We start from the raw sequence: 21,923 nt of genomic DNA on the forward strand, positions 1-21,923 counted from the left end.
TCGCCGGCCTCGACGAAATTTATCCACAGGACAAATTATGCAGATGCCGCATGCTTTCCCCCGGTCACGCTGCCGCAACCGGGGGATGCGGGCGCTTCAGAGCCCCAGGAGCAAGCCCGGCAGGTAGAGCACGATGCCAGGCCACATGACCAGACCGGCGATGGTCAGCGCATCGGCGATGAAGAAAGGAGACGTGCCCCGGAACACGTCCTGCACCGAGAGGTCCGGACGGACGCCGGCCACCACGAAACAGTTCAACCCGATGGGCGGCGTGATCAGGCAGAGCTCCGCCATTTTCACAACGATAATCCCGAACCAGATCGCACAGCCCGTGGCGGACATGCCGAAGGCGCTGTCGGCCGCCGTGACCGCTTCGCCGCCATTCAGCGCGATCACCGCCGGGTAGACGATGGGCAGGGTCAGGAGCAGCATGCCGATGGCATCCATGAACATCCCCAGCACGGCATAGGCCAGCAGGATGAAGAGCAGCGTCATCATCGGCGGCTGCTGCAGCGAGGTGATCCAGTCGGAGAACGCCCCGGGCAGGTCCGCGAAGCCAAGGAAGCGGACATAGATCAGCACGCCCCAGATGATGGTGAAGATCATCACAGAAAGCTTCGCCGTCTCCAGCAGCGCGTCCTTGAGCTGGCCCCAGCGCATGCCACGCCAGATCGCGATGCAGAACACCACGAAGGCGCCCAGCGCCCCGCCCTCGGTCGGCGTGCCCCAGGCGTCGCCGCCGAAGGGGTTGTAGACGAAGAACAGGATGATGATGACCACGGCGAGGATCGGAGCGGCGGCAGGCAGCGACTCGAAACGCTCGCGCCAGGTGAAACCGGTGACCGGCGGTCCGAGCTTCTTCCAGATCAGCGCCATGCCGACAACCAACCCGCCATAGATCAGCGCCGAGAAAGCGCCGGGGATGAACCCTGCGAGCAGCAACGCGCCCACGTCCTGCTCGACGATGATCGCGTAGATGACGAGGATCGCCGAGGGCGGGATCAACGAGGCCAGCGTGCCCGCTGCCGCCACGACGCCCGCCGCGAAGCGCTTGTCATAGCCAACCTCCAGCATCTCGGGGATGGCGATGCGGGCAAACACCGCAGAGGTCGCCACGGAGGCGCCGGAGACGGCCGCGAAGCCAGCCGTGGCAAAGACCGTGGCCACGCCGAGACCGCCCGGCAACCAGCCGACCCAACGTTTGGCGGCGGTGAAGAGCGCCTTGGTGAGCCCGGCATAATAGGCGAGATAGCCGATCAGGATGAAGGTCGGGATGAGCGAGAGCGCCTGGCTCGTGACCTTGGAATGCGGCACCTGCCCGGCCGTCTTGGCGGCAACGGTCAGCGCCCACATGAACTGTTCCGGATCGTAGCCCTTCTTGGCCCAGAAAATCCAGACAAGTCCCGTGACCCCGGCAATCGCGGCGGCAAAGGCCACGCGGGTTCCGATCAGGACGAGGACCAGCAGCAGCCCGGTGACGACGAGGCCGATATCGATGGGTTCCATCAGCGTGTCTCCTCATCGAGACCGGACACGGCCTCTGCCTCATGCGCGGCCTGCGTGGCCGCATCCTCGATCAGCGGCACCCCGACTGGGCGTGGATCGTTTCGCAGGAAAGCGCGGGTGAACCCCCAGAGTTGAAGCACCAGCCGCACGGAGAGCACCCCGAAGGCCACTGGCACAACCAGCTTGGCCGGCCAGAGCGGCAAACCGATATCGATGGTACTGTCGCGGCTCCACATCGGTGCTGCGAAATCGAAGCTGCGCTGGAAATGCGCCCAGCTGCCCCAGAGCAGCAGCAGCGTCACCGCCAGCATGCAAAATGTGGACACGGCCTCGAAGAGCCAGAGCGCCCGGCCTCCGAGTTGGCCGACGACGATATCCATCCGGATATGCCCCCCCAGTCGCATCACATAGGCCACGCCCAGCATGGTGATCACCGGCATGAACTGTTCGATCCAGTCCACGTAACCCGCCAGGGGCCGGTTGAACCCGTTGCGGCCGGTCACGTTCACCACCGCCAGCAGCATCAGCCCGAAGATGGCGATGCCGCCGATCAGGGCGAGGAAGGTCTCAAGTCGGAAAAGCGCACGGTCCGCGCGCGAAAGAATGGAGTCGTCACTCAGGACGGAGGAGGCCCCAGCCATGTCGTCTCTTTCTGCAAAGGAGTGGGGCGCCCGCTACAGGGCGCCCCGGAAAGGTCATTCGGCGAGGGTGGATTTCACGAGGTCCAGCAATTCCTGCGCCGGAAGCCCACGCTTGTTGTTCTCCTCAACCCAGGCTTCGGCGGTCGGACCGGCCACGGCCTCGCGGAAAGCGGCGAGCGTTTCCTCGTCAAAGGTCACCTGCTCGATGCCCTTTTCCTCCAGCAGCGGACCCCATTTCGCCATGGTGTTGTTGTTGTAGAAATCAACGTAATAGGCCAACGCCTCGTCGACCGAGCCCAGCAGCGCCTCACGCTCGGCATCCGACAGGGAAGCCAGCGCGTCCGTGTTGACCACCACCGGGCAGTTCACGGCGCCGGGGTTGAGATTGGTGGTCCACCAGGTCGCGTTCTCGACCGTGCCGAAGGACATATGCGCGTGCGGCGCGAAGGCGGCGGCCTTGATGACGCCGGAATCCATCGCCTGGCGCACTTCGGAGGCGGACATCGAGGTCGGCACCGCGCCGACCGTCTCCAGCGCCCGGCCGATACCGCCGGTGGCGCGCACGGAGAGGCCCGCGAAATCGTCCAGCGTATGCGGCGCGTCGCCCTTGCCGATCACGTTATATTGCGGCAGCGGGGAGGGCATCAGCAGCGTGGCGTTCCAGCGGCCGAGATCCTTGACTGTGGCCGGGTGCTGATACACCGCCATCGCGACCTCGATTTCCTTTTCCAGCGAATCCACGCCGAGGAAGGGCAGTTCGAGCACCGTGATCGACGGGTTCTTGTCCGGATGATAGCCAGCGCAGAACTGGGCCATCTCGAAGGCGCCGATTTCGATCCCGTCGAGGTTTTCGCGGTTCTTCGACAGCCCGCCATAGGAGATGTTCAGCGTGAACTCGCCGCCAGTCTTCTCGGACACCAGTTCCGCGAGCTTCTCCACGTTCTCCGTGAAAGCCCGGCGTTTACCCCAGAGCGAAACGTTCCATTCGGTCGCCAGCGCCTCCCCGGCGAAAGCGATCCCGAGCGCCGCGATCAGACCGGTCTTCATGGCTTTTTGCATCTTTGTCTCCCTAGTTTTTCTGTTTTTTCTTCCGTCGCCTGGCACCGGCGACCGGGTGTGCAAACCCTGCGTTGCAGACCGTCTTGATGCAAGGCGACACCTGCTCAAATTCCGGGCAGTTTTGAAAAGCCGCAATTGAAAAGAGGCCTTTTTTGTTACCGCGTATCCCCGATTGCTCCGCCCGCCCCGCGAGCCGGGTGGGCAAGGCGAACAGCGCCCCTGCCCCGGCTTTCTCACCAAATCGGCCCACGCGGCGAAGCGACATGCCGGCAATGTCTTGCCCTCCCGACCGCCCCGGAGGTAGGTGGGGGGAGCAGACAGTCAGAGGCCCTCCCATGCCCAACCCGCTTTTTGACGCCCTTTTCGCCCCGCATCTGGACCGCGAAACCCCGTTCCTGATCATGGACGGCACCGATGACCTGACCCACGGCGCCTTCCTGCGCGAGGCATCGCGTTATGCCCATACGCTGGTCGCGATGGGGTTGGCGCCCGGCGATCGGCTGGCAGCCCAGGTCGACAAATCGCCCGAAGCGCTGGCGGTCTACGCGGCCTGCATCATGGCCGGGGTTGTCTTCCTGCCGCTGAACACCGGCTACACCCATCTCGAGGTCGACTATTTCATCGAGAATTCCGGCGCCAGGCTGGTGCTTGGCCGCGCCGATGCGCTCGACGAACTGCACCGAGACTGCAATCGCATGGGCGTGCGCTTCGAGACCCTGGAAGCCGACGGCTCTGGCAGCTTTCCCGAGGCTGCGACCTTCCAACCCACCCATTTCGACCCGGTCGACCGCGACGCAGAGGATGTCGCCGCCCTGCTCTACACCTCCGGGACGACCGGCCTGTCGAAAGGCGCGATGCTGTCCCATCGCAACCTGCTCTCAAACACCGAGGTGCTGACGGAGTACTGGCGCTTCAGCAGCGACGACGTGCTGATCCACGCCCTGCCGATCTTCCACACCCACGGGCTCTTCGTGGCATCCAATATCGCGCTGCTCTCGGGCGCGGCGATGATCTTCCTGCCGCGTTTCAACCTCGATCACGTGCTTGCCGCATTGCCACGCGCGACCACGATGATGGGCGTGCCGACTTTCTACACAAGACTGCTCGACCACCCGGATTTTACAAAAGACCTCTGCGCCACCATGCGGCTCTTCATCTCCGGTTCCGCGCCGCTCCTGAGCGAGACCCACCGTGCCTTCGAAGAACGGACCGGGCATCGCATCCTCGAGCGCTACGGCATGACCGAGACCAACATGAACAGCTCCAACCCCTATGAGGGCGAGCGCCGCCCCGGCACGGTGGGTTTCCCGCTGCCGGAGGTGGAGCTCAAGGTGACCGACCCCGACACCGGTGAGACCTTGCCCACCGGCGAAGTCGGCATGATCGAGGTGCGCGGCCCGAATGTCTTCAAGGGCTATTGGCAGATGCCAGAGAAGACAGCCGAGGAGCTGCGCGCGGACGGGTTCTTCATCACCGGGGATCTCGGCACGATCTCCGAGGACGGCTATGTCACCATCGTCGGACGCAGCAAGGATCTGGTGATTTCCGGCGGGTTCAACATCTATCCCAAGGATGTCGAACAGGTGCTGGACGACCTGCCCGGCGTGTTGGAGAGCGCCGTGATCGGCGCGCCGCATCCGGATTTCGGCGAAAGCGTCGTCGCCGCACTCGTCCCCGAACAGGGCGCGGTTCTGGACATATCGGACATCGAGGCCGGCATCAGCGCCCATCTGGCCCGCTTCAAGCAGCCGCGCCACTACGAAATTCTCGACGAGTTGCCACGGAACACGATGGGCAAGGTGCAAAAGAAAAAGCTGCGCAAGACCTACAAGGACGTCTTCAAGGGCAGCTAAGGTAAAGCGCGGTCGGACAGACCCGGCAGCGGGCACCTGTCGCCGCGCAGGATCTCAAGCGGGGGGGCGCTCAGCAATGGCTGAACGCCGCTCCGCCGCGAGGCGGCGGAGCCCAGCGCCCGGTCTCAGCCCTCCTCGCCGAATACCCGTGCGAAGATCGTGTCCACATGCTTGGTGTGGTACCCGAGGTCGAATTTCTCCTCGATCTCTTCCGCGGACAGCGCGGCCAGCACATCGGCATCGGCGAGCAGTTCCGTCTTGAAATCCTTGCCTTCTTCCCAGACCTTCATCGCGTTGCGCTGCACGAGGCGATAGCTGTCCTCCCGGCTCACCCCGGCCTGGGTCAGCGCCAGAAGCACCCGCTGGGACATGATCAGCCCACGGAACTTGTTCATGTTGGCGATCATGTTGTCGGGATAGATGACCAGCTTGTCGATCACCATGGTCAGACGCGCCAGGGCGAAATCGAGCGTGATCGTCGCGTCCGGACCAATATTGCGCTCCACCGAGCTGTGCGAAATGTCGCGCTCATGCCAGAGGGTGACATTTTCCATCGCCGGCACGACGGCCATACGCACGACACGGGCCAGCCCGGTCAGGTTCTCGGTCAGCACCGGGTTGCGCTTGTGCGGCATCGCCGAGCTGCCCTTCTGGCCCTTGGAAAAGAACTCCTCGGCCTCCAGAACCTCGGTGCGCTGCATGTGGCGAATCTCGGTGGAGACATTCTCGATCGAGCTGGCAACGACGCCCAGCGTGGCAAAGAAGGCGGCGTGGCGGTCGCGCGGGATGACTTGCGTCGAGATCGGCTCGGGGACGAGGCCGAGCTGGGCGCAGACATGCTCTTCGACCGAGGGGTCGATATTGGCGAAAGTGCCGACAGCGCCGGAGACCGCGCCGGTGGCGATCTCGGCACGGGCGTCGCGCAGGCGGGAGAGGTTGCGATCCATCTCGGCATAGAAGCGCGCGAAGGTCAGGCCCATCGTGGTCGGCTCGGCATGGATGCCGTGGCTGCGACCGATCCGGACCGTGTCCTTGTGCTCGATGGCGCGGCGCTTGAGGGCGGCAAGCAGCTTTTCGACATCGGCGATCAGGATATCGGCGGCGCGGACGAGCTGGACGTTGAAACAGGTGTCGAGCACGTCGGAAGAGGTCATACCCTGGTGGACGAAGCGGGCTTCGTCATTGCCGATGATCTCGGCGAGATGGGTCAGGAAGGCGATGACGTCATGCTTGGTGACAGCTTCGATCTCGTCGATCCGGGCCACGTCGAATTCCACATCCTTCGCCTTCCAGACGGCCTCGGCATTCTCCTTCGGGATCACGCCAAGCGCGGCCTGGGCATCGCAGGCATGGGCCTCGATCTCGTACCAGATGCGGAACTTGGTCTCCGGCGACCAGATGGCGACCATTTCGGGGCGGGAATAGCGAGGGATCATGCGGGCAGCCTTGCGTTTGAGAACCTGTCGGAAACGCGGGTGTCATACCGGGCGCGGCGCGGCTCGGCAAGTCGGCGCCGAGAGGCGACCTGCCCATTTGCGAGTCTTGCCGGCAAGGGCGCGCATGCGCTACCCGAATAGTATTGAACGTTTAATTATGATGTGTGTTGAAATGCTTCTGGACGGCGTGAATTCGGATACGGGCAGGCTCACGGTAGAACCGGCCGAGAAGGATGCGCTGCTTGCGATCCTCGATCCTCTCCTGCGCAGCGTTCGCGCCGATATCTCCATGATCAGCTACCTCACCTCCGAACACCACCATATCGTGGTCAGTCGCGGCTTGGAATTGTCACCGGAGGCGTCGCGCAGGGCCGATCTGTCCTATTCGATCTGCCAGCATTGCGTGGCGATGGATTTCCCGCTCGTGGTGGACGACGCGCTGTCGCACCCTCTCTTGCAGGGCAATCTCACTGTGGAGCATTTCGGCGTGGCGGCCTATCTCGGGTCACCGATTCATTTCCCCGGGCGCGGCGCGGTCGGCACGGTCTGCGTGTTTCAACGACGCCCGCGACGCTGGCAGACTGACGATATCGAACGGGTCATCCAGGCCGGAGAGGCCATCGACGCGCGTCTGCTGAAGTGGAGCGCGTCCGCATGAGCGAGGGTGTTTCCGAAGATCCACATCCGCATCCGCTCTCGAGCGCGGAAAGCCGCGCGGTGGCGGGCCCCGTACGGGAGCGGGTCCTGCGGGCTGAAGCCTGTCTCATGCCAACCCGCGCTCCGGAGCCGGATGATGACCGGTGAAACACCGACCGGACTGACCGACTTCGAAGGCAGCTGGCAGATGGAGCGCGAAATCGATGATCGGCGCGCGGGCGAAACCCTGCGGCTGACCGGCCGGGCGGTGCTTGTCAGGGCGCGCGGCGGCCTGGACTATACCGAACACGGTCGGTTGACGCTTGGCGACGGGCAGGTGGTCGAGGCGGAACGCCGCTACCATTGGCGCGCGGAAGACGGCGGCGTCGCTGTCGATTTCCCCGATGGGCGGTTCTTTCACGCCTTTGCGCTGGCGGGCGCCCCGCCACTCGCGCATCACTTCTGCGACCCCGACAGCTATGATGTCCGCTACAATTTTGTCGACTGGCCGCTCTGGCGCGCGCGTTGGCGCGTGACCGGTCCGCGCAAGGACTACCTGATGGAGACCCGCTACCGGCGCGAATGAGCCCGGCCCCGGGCAGCCCGGCTCAGCGCAGCCCGGCTCAGCGCAGCCCGGTCTCCTCCAGCATTCCGCGCCGCTTGGCCTCGTAGTAATAGCCGCGGGAATACCAGTAGACGGCGCGGTCGAAGCTGCCATCGGAGAGCAACCAGGCGCCACGCAAATACTTCACCGCGTATTTCAGGTTGACCTCGGCGATCAGCAATTCGCTGGGCGGACCGCGATGTCCCATCGTGCGGGCTGTCTGGGGCAGGATCTGCATCAGCCCGTAATAGGGCCCGTTGCGGGCGGCCGGGGTATGCGTGCTCTCGCGGATCACCACCCGGTGCACCAGCGCGGGCGGAACCTCATAGAGCGCGGCATAACGGTTGATCAGCAGCCGGAGTTCGGGGGTCTCGTTCGGGTGCAGAGGGACATCATAGGAGGCATAAGCAGCACGATCCGCGCCGGAGGGCGCGTTCGACCCCGTGCCGCAAGCGGTCAGCAGGCCGAGCGCGAGGAAGAGAACGACGTTCACTGGCAAGACAGACATGGCACCTCCGGGATTGCGATCAGCCTGACGCGAAGCGGCCGGAGGCGCAATTCCTAACTCGGCGGGTCGGCGCAAAGGCGCTTCATTCCCCCCGGGGCTCCCTGTGATCGACCGAGCAGCCATGTCGCCACCCACCGACCCATGGAAAAAGGGCGCGCCGACCGGCACGCCCTTTCGAATGACATCGTCAGATGAGGAAGGATTACTCCTCGACGCCCTCTTCTTCGTCCTCTTCGTCTTCGGCACCACCGGCACTCAGACCCGACGGGGCCGAGATGGAGGCAATGTTGAAGTCGCGATCGATGGTGGGCTTGGCGCCTTCCGGCAGCTTGACCATGGAGATCGAGATGTGATCGTTCAGGTCGAGCCCGTCCAGCGAAATCTCCACCTTCTCGGGGATATCGCCAGCGGTCACCACCAGCTCGATTTCCGGACGCACGACCGTCAGAACGCCGCCCTTCTTGATGCCGGGGCTGTCCTTCTCGTCGACGAACTCGACGGGAATGAAGAGCTTGACCTTCGAGGTCCGGCGCAGACGCATGAAATCGACATGGGTCGGCAGGTCCTTCACGACATCGCGCTGCACGCCACGGCAGATGACGCGAACGTCTTCCTGACCTTCGACCTGCAGGTTGAAGAGCGTCGACAGGAAGCGGCCCGCCTTGAGGCGCTTCATCAGCTCGTTGAAGGGAAGGTTGACCGCAACGGGGTCTGCACCACCGCCATAGACCACACCCGGTACAAGCCCGTCACGACGAGCTTGGCGAGCGGCCCCCTTGCCTGTCCCCGCGCGAACCGTGGCATTAAGATTCGGAATCTCACCAGCCATTGGTATCTCCTGATATGTGGGCATCCTCCAAGGGTGTATGCCCGGTTGAATTGAAGCTGGCGCTATAGGCCGGTTTTGCTCGCTTGAAAAGGGAAAACCGTGCCTTTGCGACCGCAATCGCCGCAGGCACCCCCGCTCACCCGGCATCTGTCCACGCCGGTCGGTTTGATCAAGGTCAACGACAGCTCGATGACCCAGGGTAATGCTGCCTGTGCCGATCCAACGAATCGGTCGCAAGGGGGGAGACTTGCCATGAATGACGCCGGACAGGCCGCAGAGGCGGCACGCGAGCGTATGACCTCACTGTTCGAAGACTGGCAGGCCGCCGGGCTGGGTGCCTGGTCTTGGGCCAACCCGGTCTGGTTCCGACAGATCGCGACGATCAACGCGGAAGTCACGCGGTTCGTCACCGATCGTCTGCGCCAGGATGTCGAGTTCCAAACCGAACTGATGCAATGCCGCGACCCGGCCGAGATGCAGGAAGTGCAGGGCCGGTTTCTCAAGAATGCCTTCGACCAGTACAGCGCCGAAACGGGCAAACTCGTCCAGATGAACCGCGACGCATATGATGCGGTCACCGGACGCACCGGCAGCTGACAGGATCGCAAGGTAGGCGCGAATAGTCGGGGAGGACCCGCCAGGGGCGGCTTTCGCGTGGGGCCGGGGATTTCCGGCCCGACCGCCGCTTCGCCTGCATGGCGGAGCGGCGGATTGTTTTCTCCAGCCCCCTTGATCGCCAGCAACGCGCCTTCACGCTTTGCCGCAGGCGTTGCGCGGCATTTCGAAGAACCAGGGGGGGCGTGGCAGATTGACGCCAGTGATACCGCTACCCTAGGCGAAAACACCCCGCGCCGCCGGCTTTTCGGGCAGTTTTTCCGCATTCACGGGACAAAAGCCAAAAGCGCCGCCTTGCACCGCATTGCAGCAAGCGGACGACCGCGACACCCCCAAAGCCCTTTAAAACATGGATATTTGGAAGAAGTGACGTGTTCTGCAAACGCAAAAAAAATTGGGGAAGACGCCGCTCCTTGCGGACATGCCAGCGGGCAGCCGCCGTCCCATCACGCCCGTCAAAACACGCCCGCTGAGGTCGATATGCATTCTCGTCCGACCCGTTAGCGGTATTTGAATGGTGACAATCACGCCTATCTGAGTATGACAACGCCCAAGGGCCCGAACCTTTTGACAGGGACCTTGGACCATAACATTTCGGCGCACCGGTCTGCCCGTGGGCGCCGTGATGAATCTGCTCAGACATGAGGAAATGACCATGACAGTGAAAGTTGCCATCAACGGTTTCGGCCGCATCGGACGGAACGTGCTCCGCGCCATCGTGGAGAATGGCCGCGACGATATCGAAGTCGTTGCAATCAACGATCTGGGTCCGGTCGAGACCAATGCCCACCTCATCCGCTTCGACTCCGTGCATGGCCGCTTCCCCGGCACCGTGACGACGACCGAAGACACCATTGATGTCGGCACCGGCCCCATCAAGGTAACCGCGCTCCGCGACCCCAAGGAACTGCCCTGGGAAGGCGTCGATATCGCGCTGGAATGTACCGGCATCTTCACCGCCCGTGAAAAAGCCGCGATGCACCTTGAGAACGGCTCCAAGCGCGTTCTGATCTCCGCTCCCGGCGCTGGCGCCGACAAGACCATCGTCTACGGTGTGAACGACGACGTTCTGACCGCCGAAGACACCGTCGTGTCCAACGCGTCCTGCACCACGAACTGCCTGTCCCCGTTTGCCAAGGCGATCGACGACGCCATCGGCATCGAAAAAGGCATGATGACCACGATCCACTCCTATACCGGCGACCAGCCGACGCTGGACACGCTGCATAGCGATCTGTATCGCGGCCGCGCTGCTGCGCTGTCGATGATCCCGACCTCGACCGGTGCTGCCAAGGCCGTTGGCCTGGTGCTGCCCGACCTGGCCGGCAAGCTCGACGGCTTCGCCATCCGCGTGCCGACGCCGAATGTCTCGGTTGTGGACCTCAAGTTCATCGCCAAACGCGGTACTTCGGTTGAAGAGATCAACGCTGCCGTCAAGGCCGCTGCCGATGGCCCGATGAAGGGTGTTCTGGGCTACACAACGGTCAAGAACGTCTCCATCGACTTCAACCATGACAGCCATTCGTCGATCTTCCACATGGATCAGACCAAGGTCATGGACGGCACCCTGTGCTCGGTCCTGTCCTGGTACGACAACGAGTGGGGCTTCTCCTGCCGTATGGCCGACACGGCCGTCAAGATGGGCTCGATGATCTGATTTCCCTCGCGGTCGGGCGCCCTGCCCGACCGCACTCAAGCAAGAGGTCCGGACACGGGGTCACCCTGCCCGGACAGAAAAGGCCCGCCTTTCGGCGGGCCTTTTTCGTTGAACCCGGCGTGACAAGGGCCCCTCTCGCTGGTGCTGACGCAGGCAGGCCAGGCCCGCCCGGACCCCGCCCCGCTGCGCACGCACCCGCGATCAGAGGGCGACTGGCGTCTCCCGGCCTTGGCCCCGCTCGCCCGCGAGGGGATAGCGCAGTATGAACTGGGGCCCAGCACGTCCGCCGAGATAGAGCTCTTCAGAAAGCCGGAACCCCGCCTTCTCGTAAGTTTTTTGCGCGGCCGGGTTATTGCAATTGACCGTCAGGACAAGCCCGGATGCCTCCGGGTAGCGCGCCGCCGCATAAGCCGGAATCGCCGCCATCGCGGCCGCGCCGATCCCCTGTCCCTGGCACTTCCGATCGATCAGCACGCCGCGAATGCCAAGCTCCGACGCGTCCGCAAAAGGGTAGCTATCCGGGTAACCGCGATCGAGCTTGAAAAAGCCGACGACCACGCCGTCCCGCAGAACGATGTGAAAATCCTCCCTCGGGTCATCCCATGTCGCCATATCCGCGATCTGGCCAACGAATTCGAGCTGGTCGGCGCCCAGTTCGAGATGCATCACCCGCGCAATCTCCGCCTTGTCCAACGGTTCCAGCGTGATCTTCATGCGCATTCGCGGCAGGGGATCAGCCCTCCATCGCCTCCAGCTGGTCGATGAATCCGGAGATCATGCTGAGGCCCTTGTCCCAGAATTTCGGGTCGCTCGCGTCTAGGCCGAAGGGCGCCAGCAGCTCCTTGTGGTGCTTGGACCCGCCCGCCCGGAGCATGTCGAAATACTTCTCCTGGAAGCCCGGATCGCCCTCCTCATAGACGGCGTAGAGCGCGTTCACGAGGCCGTCACCGAAGGCATAGGCATAGACATAGAAGGGCGAATGCACGAAATGCGGGATATAGGACCAGAAGGTCTCGTAGCCTTCCATGAAGTTGAAGGCCGGGCCGAGGCTCTCGCCCTGCACCGACATCCAGAGCGCGTTGATATCCTCCGATGTCAGTTCGCCATGCCGGCGCGCCTCGTGCAGCTTGCATTCGAAATCGTAGAAGGCGATCTGGCGGACGACCGTGTTGATCATGTCCTCGACCTTGCCCGCCAGCAGCACCTTGCGCTGCGCGTCATCCTTGGTGTCGTCGAGCAGCTTGCGGAAGGTCAGCATCTCGCCGAACACACTCGCCGTCTCCGCCAGGGTGAGCGGCGTCGCCGAGAGCAGCTCGCCCTGTCCGGCCGCCAGCACCTGGTGCACGCCATGGCCAAGCTCATGCGCGAGCGTCATCACGTCACGCGGTTTGCCGAGATAGTTCAGCATGACATAGGGGTGCACATCGACCACCGTCGGATGGGCGAAAGCGCCGGGCGCCTTGCCGGGCTTCACGCCCGCATCGATCCAGCCCTTGGTGAAGAAAGGCTCGGCGATCTCGGCCATGCGCGGCGAGAAGCCGGAATAGGCGCCGAGCACCGTGTCTTTCGCCTCGTCCCATGAGACAGTCCGCTTATCCTCCATCGGCAGTGGCGCGTTGCGATCCCAGACCTCGAGAATGTCCAGCCCGAGCCATTTGCGCTTCAGGTCGTAATAACGATGGCTGAGCCGCGGATAGGCGTTGACCACGGCATTGCGCAGCGCCTCGACCACTTCCGGTTCGACATGGTTGGCAAGGTGGCGACCCGTTTGCGGGGTCGGCATGCCGCGCCAACGGTCCTCGATCTCCTTCTCCTTGGCCAGCGTGTTGTGGACGCGGGCGAAGAGCTTGACGTTCTGGCCGAAGACATTCGCCAGCTCGCGGGCGGCGCCCTCGCGCTTTGCGCGCTCTTGCTCGGTCAGGAAATTCAGAGTCGACTCGAGGTTGTGGGTTTCGCCCTCGACCTCGAATTCGAGCCCGGCCATTGTCTCGTCGAAGAGCCGGTTCCAGGCGGCCGCGCCAACGGTCGACTGGTCGTGGAGGAACTTTTCCAGCTCATCGGAGAGCTGGAAAGGCTTCATCGCGCGCAGGCGGTCAAAGACCGGCTTGAAGCGGAAGAGGTCGTCGTTCTCGTTCATCAGCCGGTCGAGATGATCATCGTCCAGCCGGTTCAGCTCCAGCGTGTAGAAGACCAGCGGCGTGGTGAAATTGGTGATCCTCTCCTGGCAATTGCCAAGGAATTGCGCCCGCTCGCCATCGGTCGTGTTCTGATAGTAGCGCAGCCCGGCAAAGGACATGACGCGGCCGGAGATGGTGTCGATCTTCTCGTAGCGCAGCACGCAATCGAGCAGTCCCTTTGCGTCCAGATCGGCCAGCTTGCCCTCGTAATCCTCGGCAAAGGAGAGGCAGGCGGCTTCGAGCCAATCCATGTCGCGCTTGAGTTCGGGCGCATCGGGGGCGGTGTAGAGATCGGTCAGGTCCCAGTCTGGCAGCTCTCCGAAATCACCTGCGGCGGAGAGGTCGGCGTCAAAGACGGGGGCGGGAAAGCTCTTATGCATCGGATCCTCATGGGGCGGCTGTCCGGTGAATAAAGGGGGGAACGCTTCCGGGTTCAACCGAAATCTCCATTGCGCCCACAGGCCATTGCGCCCGCCGCAAGATAGGGGCAGGCTGCGCGCAAAGGAGGCGCCATGTCCGTTTCATCTTTGCGCCAGCGCGTGCTAGCCGGGGAAATCCTGGCCGGGACATTCCTGAAGACCCCTGCCTACGAGTTGATCGAAGTGCTGGCCCGGTCGGGGCTGGACTTCATTTGCCTCGACGCGGAGCATGCCCCCTTCGACCGGGCGCGGATGGATTGCTGCCTCGCGATGGGCCGTGCCCTCGGCTTTCCGCTGCTGGTGCGGGTGCCCTCGGGGCGGCCGGATGTGATGCTCGCAGCGCTGGATTCAGGCGCGGTCGGGCTTGTCGTGCCGCATGTGGACAGCGTGGAGAAGGCCCGGGAGGTTTCTCGGGCCGCGCGGTTCGGACAGGGCGGGCGTGGCTATGCCGGCTCGACCCGCTGGGGTGGCTACGCGTCACGGCCGATGCGGGATCTGCTGGAGAAATCGGCACAGGAGACGCTTCTGATCGCGCAGATCGAGGAGCCCTCGGGGGTCGAGGCCGTTGCCGAGATCGCGGCCGTCGAGGGCGTGGATGCGCTATTTGTCGGTCCGGCGGATCTGAGCGTTGCCTATGGCCATGACACGCTCGACAATCCGGATCTTGCGGAAGGCTATGCCCGCGTCGGCGCGGCCTGTCGCAATGCCGGCAAGGGATATGCGACCTGGATTCCTTCGGCGGAGCACGGCGCGGCGCGGCGTGGCGACGGGGTGCATATCTTCTTCACCGGTTCGGAGCATGGCTGGATGCTGGCCGGAGCGCGGGCGGCGGGGGAAACCCTGCACGCATTGCGCGACGATTGATGGTGCGATGACCCTGTACCGGCACGCGCACCGTCCGCGATAGCCTCAAGCTGCCTCCCGGCAGAACAACGCGTGCGTCCCGAAAATGCCAGCCCGCCGGAGCGGGCTGGCATTGGACCGGCGAATTCACCCTGGTGCCGCGCCGTTTCGAACCAGCCGGGTCACTGTTGTTGAATGTAGATCCCGGGCGCGGCGCAGAGAGGACGGTAGCCTTTTTCGGGCGCACCCATCCGAGGCGGATCGACCATCTCGCCAGAGCTCTTGTCGGACAGGAAACTGGCCCATTCCTCCCACCAGGATCCCTGGGTGATCTCGTGATTGGCGAGCCAGGAATCGGGGTCCATATAATGGTAATCGGCATCACGATGGCCGATCCGGTAGTGGCGACGGGGATGGCCCGGCTGGCTGAGAATGCCGGAATTATGCCCGCCGGAGGTCAGCACGAAGACCTGCTCGGTCTCGTTGAACAGCCCGATCTTGTAGACCGATTTCCACGGCGCAATGTGGTCCTTCTCGGTGCCGACGACGAAGAAGGGCGCCTCGATGTCGCGCAGGGCGATCACCTTGCCATCCACCGCGTAGCGCCCGCCCGAAAGCCGGTTTTCGAGGAAGAGCGCGCGCAGGTATTCCGAGTGCATCTTGTACGGCATACGCGTCGAATCCGCGTTCCAGGCGGAGATGTCGAAGGGCTTCTCCTGCTCGCCGAGCAGGTAGCGCTTGATCGCGCGGGCCCAGATCAGGTCTTCGGCCCGAAGCGCCTGGAACGCGCCGGCCATCTGGTCCTGGTCGAGATAGCCCTGATCCCACATCATGTCCTCGAGATAGGCGATCTGGCTCTCGTCGAGGAACATCATCACCTCGCCGGCTTCGGTGAAATCCGTCTGCGCGGCCAGCAGGGTCACGGAGGCAAGGCGCTCGTCATCCGCACCGGCCATGGTCGCGGCGGCGATGGAGAGGATCGTGCCGCCGAGGCAATAGCCGCAGGCATGCACCTTCTGGTCCGGCACAACGCTCGTCACCGCCTCCAGCGCGGCCATCACGCCGTCCTTGCGGTAATCATCCAGGCCGACATTGGCGTAGGAGGCATCCGGGTTGACCCAGGAAATGCAGAACACCGTGTAGCCCTGCGAGACCAGGTAACGGATCAGCGAGTTCTTCTGGGAGAGATCGAGGATGTAATATTTCATGATCCATGCCGGCACGATCAGGATCGGCTCGGCATGCACCTTCTCGGTCGTGGGCGTGTACTGGATCAGCTCGATCAGGTGGTTGCGATAGATCACCTCGCCCGGCGTGCAGGCAATGTTCTCACCGACCTGGAACGCTTCCGGCATCGGTTCCTTCTCGCCGGAGATTTCCCGCACCGCATCTTCAAAGAAGCTGCGCGTCCCGGCGGCAATGTTCTCGCCCCCGGTTTCCAGCGTCTTCGACATCACTTCCGGGTTGGTCAGCGGAAAATTGGACGGCGCCATCGCGTCCAGCATCTGCTGGGTCTGGAAAGCGACGCGCTCGCAGGACTTGTGGCGCATCCCACGCACCTCGGAGGTTGCGGTGTTCCACCAGTCCTCCATCGCCAGATAGCCCTGTTTCCACATGTTGTAGGGCGGCGTGTTCCAGCCCTCATGGGTAAACCGGTGATCGCCCTTGCGCGGAGCGAACCCGTCCGAGAGCCCCATCGAACCGAGCCAGAATTTGCGCGCGTTCTCCACCGCTTTCTCGGTCAGCTCCTGCTGGCGGCCGGGCGCCTGGGAGATATGCTTGGCCCAATCCATCCACGCGGCATGGGAGGCGTTGACGGAAACGCCATTTGTCATCTGCGCGTTCTTGGCGCGGATCGACCGGTCGATATTCTTGAAGCGGCGCTTGGCGGCCTGCGGCGCGGCCATGGCCGGGGCCGTCGGTTTCGCTGCCGGAACCGGCGCGGCTGGGGCCGGCGTCGGTGCCGATACGGGTGCCGGTGAAGCGGCTGCGGGTTTGGCGGCACTGCGGGTCTTGGCGGTGGAACTGCTCGTCATGGGTACCTCGTGGCGTTCTGGCCGGATGCTGCGCTGCAATGGCGTTCAGCGCTGCAATGCGGCATCCGTTATATCGCTTCATATCGCGGGAAAGTAACTGCGACCATCCTTCACCGTTAGCGCAACACCGCATATCGGCATCGTGGCGACGAGATCATGATTTGGTTAACAAAGCCCTGATGCCGCATTGCGGCATCGCCCTGCGCTTTGACAAGGACGGGAAGGAAGCAGACAGTGCCGGCGTCGACGCCGCGCAGCGTGGACGTTTCGGGACGCAAAGGAGGGACGGCATGAAGATTATCCGGTGGGGCATCCTGGGGGCGTCGAAATTCGCCCGCGAGCATATGGGGCCGGCGATCCATTCGGCGCGCGGTGCGCAGCTGGCCGCGCTGGCAACTGGCTCGGCAGAAAAGGCGGCGGAGTTCCAGGCGCTGTTTCCCGGGTTGCGCATCCATACCGATTACGACGCATTGCTGGTAGATCCGGAAATCGATGCGGTCTATATCCCGCTGCCCAATCACCTTCATGTCGAGTGGACGCTGAAGGCGCTCGCCGCAGGCAAGCCGGTGCTGTGCGAGAAGCCCATCACCCTGACTGAGCCGGAATTCGACACGCTGATCGCGGCGCGCGACGCGGCGGGCCTGCTGGCCGCGGAAGCCTATATGGTCGTCCATCACCCGCAATGGCAGCGCACGCGGACCCTGCTGCAAGAGGGTGCGATCGGGGATCTGAAGCAGGTCTATGGAGCCTTTTCCTTCAACAATCGCGACGTGAACAACATCCGCAATCAAGCCGCGACCGGCGGCGGAGCGCTGCGCGATATCGGGGTCTACACCTTGGGCACGGCCCGGTTTGCCACCGGAGAGGAGCCGATCTCGGTCGAGGCGGACATCACCTGGCAGGACGGGTTCGACACGCTGTCGCGCAGCTATCTGCGCTTCCCCACCTTCAACATGAACATGCTGGTTTCGACCCGTTTGGCACCGCATCAGGAGATGCTGTTTCACGGGGAAGAGGGGCTGATCCGACTCTGCTACCCGTTCAATGCCAATGTCCACGGCGAAGCGCGGCTGGAGATCGAACGCGCGGGAGTGGAAACGGTGATCGAACGCTGGCCGGGCCTCAATCACTACGTGCTGCAAGTGCAGGCCTTCGGCGACAGCCTGCGCAGCGGCGCGCCCTATCCCTGCCCGCTGGAGTTCAGCCGGGGGACACAGGCGGCGATGGACATGATCTTCGCGGCCGATCCGGCGCCCTGACGGAAGAGGCGCACGCGAGACAGGGACGCCTCCCGACCGCGGATGACGGGCAGGAGGCGTTGTGTTTCGGAAGAACCGGCAGGTCATGGTGGCGCTCGGCGCTCGTAGTGCCGGTACATACGCCCTCCGAAGGTCGCCTAGTGCTGGGCTTTCTGGCCCGTGAACAAGCCAATCACCGGCGCGATTACCTTCGTTGCGATCGGAACGAGTACGATCCCCAGCACCAGGCCGAGGATGCCGTCCAGCAGGGCCGTGACCGTCCAAGCGACGAAACCCGTCCAGTTTTCGGGGACTGAATGGGCCACAGCGTGGGCGATATCATGGATTCCGTGGCCGAGCGCACCGAAGCCCAACACTTCAAGCCCGTGCACGATGATGGACCCGCCGACCCAGAGCATCGCCCCCGTCCCGACAATTGTCAGCAGCTTCATGAAGCCCGGCATGCCGCGCACGATGCCACGCCCGATGGAGCGCGTCAGGCCGAGCCGGCCCTTCTCGGCCATGGCCAGCCCGATATCATCCGCCTTCACGATCAGCGCCACCGAGCCATAGACCAGCGCCGTGATCCCGACCGCGACCAGCGCCAGCGTCATCGCCTCGGTCCAGAACCCCGAATCCGGGATCGCCGAAAGGGCAATGGTCATGATCTCCGCCGAGAGGATGAAATCGGTCTTGATCGCCCCGGCGACACGGCTTTCCTCAAGATGCGCCGGATCCTTCGGCTCGCCTTTGGGGCCATGCGCCTCGTCATGCGGCACAAGCCAGTGCAGGATCTTCTCCGCGCCCTCGAAACAGAGATAGCCGCCGCCCAGCATCAGCAGCGGCGCAATCGCCCAGGGCGCGAAGGTGCTCAGCAGCAGGGCTGCCGGGAGCAGGATGAGCATCTTGTTGCGGATCGATCCCCAGGCGATGCGCCCGACAATCGGCAGTTCGCGCTCGGCCGAGAAACCCATCGTGTATTTTGGCGTCACCGCCGCGTCGTCGATCACCGCGCCCGCCGCCTTGGTCCCGGCCTTGAGCGCGTCGTCGATCACGCCGCCCGCGACCTTCGCCGTCGTCTTCGCGGCCTGCCCCGCAATGTCATCCACCGATGCCGCTGCAACCTTCGCAAGGGCAGCCACATCGTCCAGCAGGGCCAGCAATCCACTCATCTTGTTCTCATCCCGGAAATACAATTCGCGATCAGCCTAGAGCCCCTGCGCCATAACGCCAAGCCATCACGCACCAACACGCTCATTTGCGCTCGCCCCAAGTGCCCGCTAAAGCTCCATCAACCCTTTGCTGTCACAAGTGCGTTCATGAGCAACCGAAGCTGGTCCATCCTGGCCATCATCATCGCGGCGTTGATCGCACTGGATCTTGTGATGGGCTGGGAGGCGCACATGTTCCTTGCGCGCAAATTCGTCGACCTGATCCACTGGATCGCCTTCTGGCGCTGAGGCGCGGCCTCGGTCAGCAGTCGGTGCCAAGCGTGTCCTGAAGGGCAATGCGGACATCGGGCGTGACGAATTTCGAAACATTGCCACCCAGCCGCGCGATCTCCTTGACCAGCTTGGAGGCAATCGCCTGATGCTGCGCCTCCGCCATGAGGAAGACCGTCTCGATGGAGGCGTCCAGGCGGCGGTTCATCCCGACCATCTGGAACTCGTATTCGAAATCAGCCACCGCGCGCAAACCGCGAACGATCATGCCGGCGCCGACATCGCGGGCGCAGTCGATAAGCAGGTTCTCGAAAGGATGCACGAGTATCTCGCAGCCCGTTTCCGCGGAGATCTTGGCGCATTCGGCCTCGATCATCGCCACCCGCTCCTCGAGGCTGAAAAGCGGCCCCTTGTCCCGGTTGATCGCCACGCCGATCACCAGCCGGTCGACCAGCACCGTGGCGCGACGGATGATGTCGAGATGGCCCAGCGTGACCGGATCGAAAGTTCCCGGATAAAGCCCGACGCGTGTCGCCATGATACCTGATCTCCTCCGCCCCGCGTCCTGCCGCTCCCCCGGGCTGGATATGGGCTTTCCGACTCTGTTTCGCCGCCTTAGCATGCCGCATTGCAGCAATCCATATTATTCTTGGGGATAAGACCGCGACCTTCTGTGCCGGAGCCTCGCCCCGGGCAGAGGCGCTCGGCCATGGAGCGGGCCAGCTTGCCAATTTGCCAGAGCGTCCTGTCTCGGCGTTTTTGAGCCATTGGCTGCCGATTGCGTTGCGCTCCATGGAACGGAAAACTCCGCCGGGCGGGCGTCTGCCCCTCCCGGCGGACTGGTACTCTGTCGAGATCAGCGAGACGCCCGGACCTTCATCGGACATGGACAAGAAAAACCGCAGCGATCAGGCGTCGGTGCGCCATGCTCCCGGAATCCGGACAGCCGGCCGCCCCGCGCCACCTCAATGCCCCATGATCATCCCTTCAAGCGCGTCTTTTTCCATGGCCAGCTCGCTCAACCGCGCCTTGACCACGTCGCCCAGGGTGATGATCCCGATCATCGTGCCCTCCGAAATCACCGGCATATGCCGGAAACGGCCTTCCGTCATCCGCTCCAGAACAGCCTCGGCATCATCGCTCTGAGTGCAGGTTTCGATCACTTTCGTCATCATGTCGTCGACCGTATCGGCCATGCAGCCCGGACCGCGTTTGCCCAGCTCGCGCACGATATCGCGCTCTGACAGGATACCCGCACAATCCGATCCATCGCTCGAAATAACGACCGAGCCGATCCGCTTCTCGGACAGAACCGCCGCGGCCGCCTCGACACTGGTTCCAAGAGCCACGGTAATCACGCCCTCGGTCCCCTTCGACTTCAAAATCTGCTGAACAATCATTACGCGGTGTCCTCCCCGGTCATACCTTTTGGTTCCTTGATCCAGCGTCCCCCGAGCCGACGCCTTCTGTCAATGCCTCTCGGACAGACGCCATCTGTCGCCGCATCCCCGCGACCAGCAATTCGGCGAAGCCCGAGAGCCGCCGGACCCGCGCGTCATCCGCGTGCCGGATCAGGTAGAAACTGCGCGTCAGCGCGAACTCCCCCGACAGGACCCGCTCCATCTCCGCATCGCCCGGCAGTGCGAAATCATGCGCCACGGCCACCCCCGCCCCCTGCCGCGCCATGTTGTATTGCACCGCCACCGAATTGCTCGCCAGCGCCGGCCGCTCGACCCCGAGATCGCCGAGATAATCCAGCTCCTTGTCGAAAATCATCTCCGGAATATAGCCGATCATCGGATGCCCGCGCAGATCCGCGAGGGACCGGATCGACGGCACCTTGGCGAGGTAGCGGCGCGACGCTGCCAGCACGAGCTGGTAGTCCACGATCTTCTGAACCGTCAGTCGCCCCGCCTCCGGCGCCGAAACGCCGATGGCCATATCCGCCTCCCGCCGGTTGAGATTGAAGACCCTCGGCAGCGCCACGAGCTGCACTTCCAGCCCCGGATGCGCCGACACGATCCCGGCCAGAACCTGTGGCAGCAGGTAATTGGCGCAGCCATCCGGTGCCCCGAGCCGCACCACGCCCGAAAGCCGGTCCCCCTGCCCGCGCACAGCGTCCTCGCCATGGGTCATTGCCTGTTCGGCAGCTTCCGCGTGCGGCATCAGCCGCTCTCCGGCCCCGGTCAGCGCATAACCCTGCGGAGACTTGAGAAAGAGCGCCGTCCCGAGCGCCTCCTCCAGCCGCGCCACACGGCGGCCCGCCGTTGCCGGATCCAGCTTCAGCGCCGCGCCCGCCGCCGAGAGGCTGCCCTGCCGCGCCACCGCGAGAAATACTTTCAGATCGTCCCAGCTCGGTCCCATCCGGCCACCCTTTGCAAAAATGCAAAACCTTTTTGGCAATCTGCCGCTTCTCCCGGCATC

Annotated in this window: 23 protein-coding genes; 9 read left to right on the forward strand and 14 right to left on the reverse strand. The window is 63.7% G+C overall.

All coding sequences use genetic code 11. From position 1 onward, the window contains the following. Positions 1-96: 96 nt before the first annotated feature. The 4 genes from R3X27_RS14610 to R3X27_RS14625 are packed head-to-tail and all read right to left on the reverse strand — an operon-like array spanning position 97 to position 3,471. Positions 97-1,506: a TRAP transporter large permease gene (locus R3X27_RS14610; RefSeq protein WP_317709610.1), complete on the reverse strand. Its 1,410-nt coding sequence runs from the start codon at positions 1,504-1,506 to the stop codon at positions 97-99. After that, positions 1,506-2,147 (reverse strand): TRAP transporter small permease, encoded by a 642-nt coding sequence (locus R3X27_RS14615; RefSeq protein WP_317709611.1) that lies wholly within the window; start codon positions 2,145-2,147, stop codon positions 1,506-1,508. Before R3X27_RS14615 ends, R3X27_RS14610 begins: the two co-directional genes overlap by 1 nt. A gap of 54 nt (positions 2,148-2,201) precedes the next feature. Beyond that, positions 2,202-3,206 (reverse strand): C4-dicarboxylate TRAP transporter substrate-binding protein, encoded by a 1,005-nt coding sequence (locus R3X27_RS14620; RefSeq protein ID WP_317709612.1) that lies wholly within the window; start codon positions 3,204-3,206, stop codon positions 2,202-2,204. A gap of 10 nt (positions 3,207-3,216) precedes the next feature. Further along, positions 3,217-3,471, reverse strand: coding sequence for a hypothetical protein (locus tag R3X27_RS14625; RefSeq protein ID WP_317709613.1), 255 nt, complete (start codon positions 3,469-3,471; stop codon positions 3,217-3,219). A gap of 70 nt (positions 3,472-3,541) precedes the next feature. On the opposite strand from R3X27_RS14625, the gene R3X27_RS14630 reads away from it, so the two are divergent. After that, positions 3,542-5,059, forward strand: a complete 1,518-nt coding sequence (locus tag R3X27_RS14630; protein WP_317709614.1) for a malonyl-CoA synthase — start codon at positions 3,542-3,544, stop codon at positions 5,057-5,059. 125 nt (positions 5,060-5,184) lie between these two features. On the opposite strand, the gene purB is transcribed toward R3X27_RS14630, so the two are convergent. Further along, the gene (purB, locus tag R3X27_RS14635; RefSeq protein WP_317709615.1) at positions 5,185-6,495 is read right to left on the reverse strand and encodes an adenylosuccinate lyase; all 1,311 of its coding nucleotides are present in this window, start codon (positions 6,493-6,495) and stop codon (positions 5,185-5,187) included. Between the two features lie 124 nt (positions 6,496-6,619). Between purB and R3X27_RS14640 the strand changes: the two genes are divergently transcribed. The 3 genes from R3X27_RS14640 to R3X27_RS14650 are packed head-to-tail and all read left to right on the forward strand — an operon-like array spanning position 6,620 to position 7,717. Further along, positions 6,620-7,153 (forward strand): GAF domain-containing protein, encoded by a 534-nt coding sequence (locus R3X27_RS14640; protein ID WP_317709616.1) that lies wholly within the window; start codon positions 6,620-6,622, stop codon positions 7,151-7,153. Beyond that, on the forward strand, positions 7,150-7,299 hold the full coding sequence (locus tag R3X27_RS14645; protein ID WP_317709617.1) for a hypothetical protein: 150 nt from the start codon (positions 7,150-7,152) through the stop codon (positions 7,297-7,299). The genes R3X27_RS14640 and R3X27_RS14645 overlap by 4 nt, the downstream gene beginning before the upstream one ends. After that, entirely contained in the window at positions 7,289-7,717 is a 429-nt protein-coding gene (locus R3X27_RS14650) for a DUF6314 family protein (protein WP_317709618.1), read from the forward strand. Before R3X27_RS14645 ends, R3X27_RS14650 begins: the two co-directional genes overlap by 11 nt. A gap of 37 nt (positions 7,718-7,754) precedes the next feature. Here the strand turns inward: R3X27_RS14650 and R3X27_RS14655 are convergent, their stop codons facing one another. Together R3X27_RS14655 and R3X27_RS14660 are read right to left on the reverse strand one after the other, a co-directional pair. Further along, on the reverse strand, positions 7,755-8,243 hold the full coding sequence (locus R3X27_RS14655) for a lytic transglycosylase domain-containing protein (protein ID WP_317709619.1): 489 nt from the start codon (positions 8,241-8,243) through the stop codon (positions 7,755-7,757). A 202-nt stretch (positions 8,244-8,445) separates the two neighbouring features. Then, entirely contained in the window at positions 8,446-9,072 is a 627-nt protein-coding gene (locus R3X27_RS14660) for a 50S ribosomal protein L25/general stress protein Ctc (RefSeq protein WP_317709620.1), read from the reverse strand. Positions 9,073-9,324: 252 nt separating this feature from the next. Here R3X27_RS14660 and R3X27_RS14665 point away from each other — a divergent pair, with 252 nt between their 5' ends. Both R3X27_RS14665 and gap read left to right on the forward strand, forming a co-directional pair. After that, positions 9,325-9,669, forward strand: a complete 345-nt coding sequence (locus tag R3X27_RS14665; protein WP_317709621.1) for a phasin family protein — start codon at positions 9,325-9,327, stop codon at positions 9,667-9,669. A gap of 673 nt (positions 9,670-10,342) precedes the next feature. Continuing rightward, a complete protein-coding gene (gap, locus tag R3X27_RS14670) occupies positions 10,343-11,344 on the forward strand; it encodes a type I glyceraldehyde-3-phosphate dehydrogenase (RefSeq protein ID WP_317709622.1) in 1,002 nt (333 codons plus the stop codon). A 201-nt stretch (positions 11,345-11,545) separates the two neighbouring features. On the opposite strand, the gene R3X27_RS14675 is transcribed toward gap, so the two are convergent. Together R3X27_RS14675 and R3X27_RS14680 are read right to left on the reverse strand one after the other, a co-directional pair. Further along, entirely contained in the window at positions 11,546-12,058 is a 513-nt protein-coding gene (locus R3X27_RS14675; protein WP_317709623.1) for a GNAT family N-acetyltransferase, read from the reverse strand. A gap of 19 nt (positions 12,059-12,077) precedes the next feature. Further along, a complete protein-coding gene (locus R3X27_RS14680) occupies positions 12,078-13,901 on the reverse strand; it encodes a M3 family oligoendopeptidase (protein WP_317709624.1) in 1,824 nt (607 codons plus the stop codon). Between the two features lie 132 nt (positions 13,902-14,033). On the opposite strand from R3X27_RS14680, the gene R3X27_RS14685 reads away from it, so the two are divergent. Further along, positions 14,034-14,804: an HpcH/HpaI aldolase family protein gene (locus tag R3X27_RS14685; protein WP_317709625.1), complete on the forward strand. Its 771-nt coding sequence runs from the start codon at positions 14,034-14,036 to the stop codon at positions 14,802-14,804. A gap of 161 nt (positions 14,805-14,965) precedes the next feature. On the opposite strand, the gene R3X27_RS14690 is transcribed toward R3X27_RS14685, so the two are convergent. Then, on the reverse strand, positions 14,966-16,819 hold the full coding sequence (locus R3X27_RS14690) for a PHA/PHB synthase family protein (protein WP_317709626.1): 1,854 nt from the start codon (positions 16,817-16,819) through the stop codon (positions 14,966-14,968). A 290-nt stretch (positions 16,820-17,109) separates the two neighbouring features. Here R3X27_RS14690 and R3X27_RS14695 point away from each other — a divergent pair, with 290 nt between their 5' ends. After that, positions 17,110-18,078, forward strand: coding sequence for a Gfo/Idh/MocA family oxidoreductase (locus R3X27_RS14695; RefSeq protein WP_317709627.1), 969 nt, complete (start codon positions 17,110-17,112; stop codon positions 18,076-18,078). 137 nt (positions 18,079-18,215) lie between these two features. On the opposite strand, the gene R3X27_RS14700 is transcribed toward R3X27_RS14695, so the two are convergent. After that, complete coding sequence (locus tag R3X27_RS14700) at positions 18,216-19,229, reverse strand: DUF808 domain-containing protein (protein ID WP_317709628.1); 1,014 nt, start codon at positions 19,227-19,229, stop codon at positions 18,216-18,218. Between the two features lie 147 nt (positions 19,230-19,376). Between R3X27_RS14700 and R3X27_RS14705 the strand changes: the two genes are divergently transcribed. Then, positions 19,377-19,517 carry a hypothetical protein gene (locus tag R3X27_RS14705; protein ID WP_317709629.1) on the forward strand — a complete coding sequence of 47 codons (141 nt, stop codon included), beginning with the start codon at positions 19,377-19,379 and terminating at the stop codon, positions 19,515-19,517. A gap of 13 nt (positions 19,518-19,530) precedes the next feature. Here the strand turns inward: R3X27_RS14705 and coaD are convergent, their stop codons facing one another. The 3 genes from coaD to R3X27_RS14720 form a co-directional block, all read right to left on the reverse strand. Next, positions 19,531-20,037, reverse strand: a complete 507-nt coding sequence (gene coaD / locus R3X27_RS14710) for a pantetheine-phosphate adenylyltransferase (RefSeq protein ID WP_317709630.1) — start codon at positions 20,035-20,037, stop codon at positions 19,531-19,533. A gap of 427 nt (positions 20,038-20,464) precedes the next feature. Beyond that, positions 20,465-20,899, reverse strand: coding sequence for a CBS domain-containing protein (locus R3X27_RS14715; protein WP_317709631.1), 435 nt, complete (start codon positions 20,897-20,899; stop codon positions 20,465-20,467). 19 nt (positions 20,900-20,918) lie between these two features. Continuing rightward, positions 20,919-21,863 (reverse strand): LysR family transcriptional regulator, encoded by a 945-nt coding sequence (locus tag R3X27_RS14720; protein ID WP_317709632.1) that lies wholly within the window; start codon positions 21,861-21,863, stop codon positions 20,919-20,921. Between the last annotated feature and the right edge of the window lie 60 nt (positions 21,864-21,923).

The sequence above is a fragment of the Tropicimonas sp. TH_r6 genome (genome assembly GCF_033101155.1).
Lineage (GTDB): Bacteria > Pseudomonadota > Alphaproteobacteria > Rhodobacterales > Rhodobacteraceae > Tropicimonas.

Coding starts and splice junctions, on each gene's coding strand:
- R3X27_RS14610 (WP_317709610.1), bottom strand. CDS start 1,506: ATGGAACCCATCGATATCGGCCTCGTCGTCACCGGGCTGCTGCTGGTC.
- R3X27_RS14615 (WP_317709611.1), bottom strand. CDS start 2,147: ATGGCTGGGGCCTCCTCCGTCCTGAGTGACGACTCCATTCTTTCGCGC.
- R3X27_RS14620 (WP_317709612.1), bottom strand. CDS start 3,206: ATGCAAAAAGCCATGAAGACCGGTCTGATCGCGGCGCTCGGGATCGCT.
- R3X27_RS14625 (WP_317709613.1), bottom strand. CDS start 3,471: ATGTCGCTTCGCCGCGTGGGCCGATTTGGTGAGAAAGCCGGGGCAGGG.
- R3X27_RS14630 (WP_317709614.1), top strand. CDS start 3,542: ATGCCCAACCCGCTTTTTGACGCCCTTTTCGCCCCGCATCTGGACCGC.
- purB (WP_317709615.1), bottom strand. CDS start 6,495: ATGATCCCTCGCTATTCCCGCCCCGAAATGGTCGCCATCTGGTCGCCG.
- R3X27_RS14640 (WP_317709616.1), top strand. CDS start 6,620: ATGCGCTACCCGAATAGTATTGAACGTTTAATTATGATGTGTGTTGAA.
- R3X27_RS14645 (WP_317709617.1), top strand. CDS start 7,150: ATGAGCGAGGGTGTTTCCGAAGATCCACATCCGCATCCGCTCTCGAGC.
- R3X27_RS14650 (WP_317709618.1), top strand. CDS start 7,289: ATGACCGGTGAAACACCGACCGGACTGACCGACTTCGAAGGCAGCTGG.
- R3X27_RS14655 (WP_317709619.1), bottom strand. CDS start 8,243: ATGTCTGTCTTGCCAGTGAACGTCGTTCTCTTCCTCGCGCTCGGCCTG.
- R3X27_RS14660 (WP_317709620.1), bottom strand. CDS start 9,072: ATGGCTGGTGAGATTCCGAATCTTAATGCCACGGTTCGCGCGGGGACA.
- R3X27_RS14665 (WP_317709621.1), top strand. CDS start 9,325: ATGAATGACGCCGGACAGGCCGCAGAGGCGGCACGCGAGCGTATGACC.
- gap (WP_317709622.1), top strand. CDS start 10,343: ATGACAGTGAAAGTTGCCATCAACGGTTTCGGCCGCATCGGACGGAAC.
- R3X27_RS14675 (WP_317709623.1), bottom strand. CDS start 12,058: ATGAAGATCACGCTGGAACCGTTGGACAAGGCGGAGATTGCGCGGGTG.
- R3X27_RS14680 (WP_317709624.1), bottom strand. CDS start 13,901: ATGCATAAGAGCTTTCCCGCCCCCGTCTTTGACGCCGACCTCTCCGCC.
- R3X27_RS14685 (WP_317709625.1), top strand. CDS start 14,034: ATGTCCGTTTCATCTTTGCGCCAGCGCGTGCTAGCCGGGGAAATCCTG.
- R3X27_RS14690 (WP_317709626.1), bottom strand. CDS start 16,819: ATGACGAGCAGTTCCACCGCCAAGACCCGCAGTGCCGCCAAACCCGCA.
- R3X27_RS14695 (WP_317709627.1), top strand. CDS start 17,110: ATGAAGATTATCCGGTGGGGCATCCTGGGGGCGTCGAAATTCGCCCGC.
- R3X27_RS14700 (WP_317709628.1), bottom strand. CDS start 19,229: ATGAGTGGATTGCTGGCCCTGCTGGACGATGTGGCTGCCCTTGCGAAG.
- R3X27_RS14705 (WP_317709629.1), top strand. CDS start 19,377: ATGAGCAACCGAAGCTGGTCCATCCTGGCCATCATCATCGCGGCGTTG.
- coaD (WP_317709630.1), bottom strand. CDS start 20,037: ATGGCGACACGCGTCGGGCTTTATCCGGGAACTTTCGATCCGGTCACG.
- R3X27_RS14715 (WP_317709631.1), bottom strand. CDS start 20,899: ATGATTGTTCAGCAGATTTTGAAGTCGAAGGGGACCGAGGGCGTGATT.
- R3X27_RS14720 (WP_317709632.1), bottom strand. CDS start 21,863: ATGGGACCGAGCTGGGACGATCTGAAAGTATTTCTCGCGGTGGCGCGG.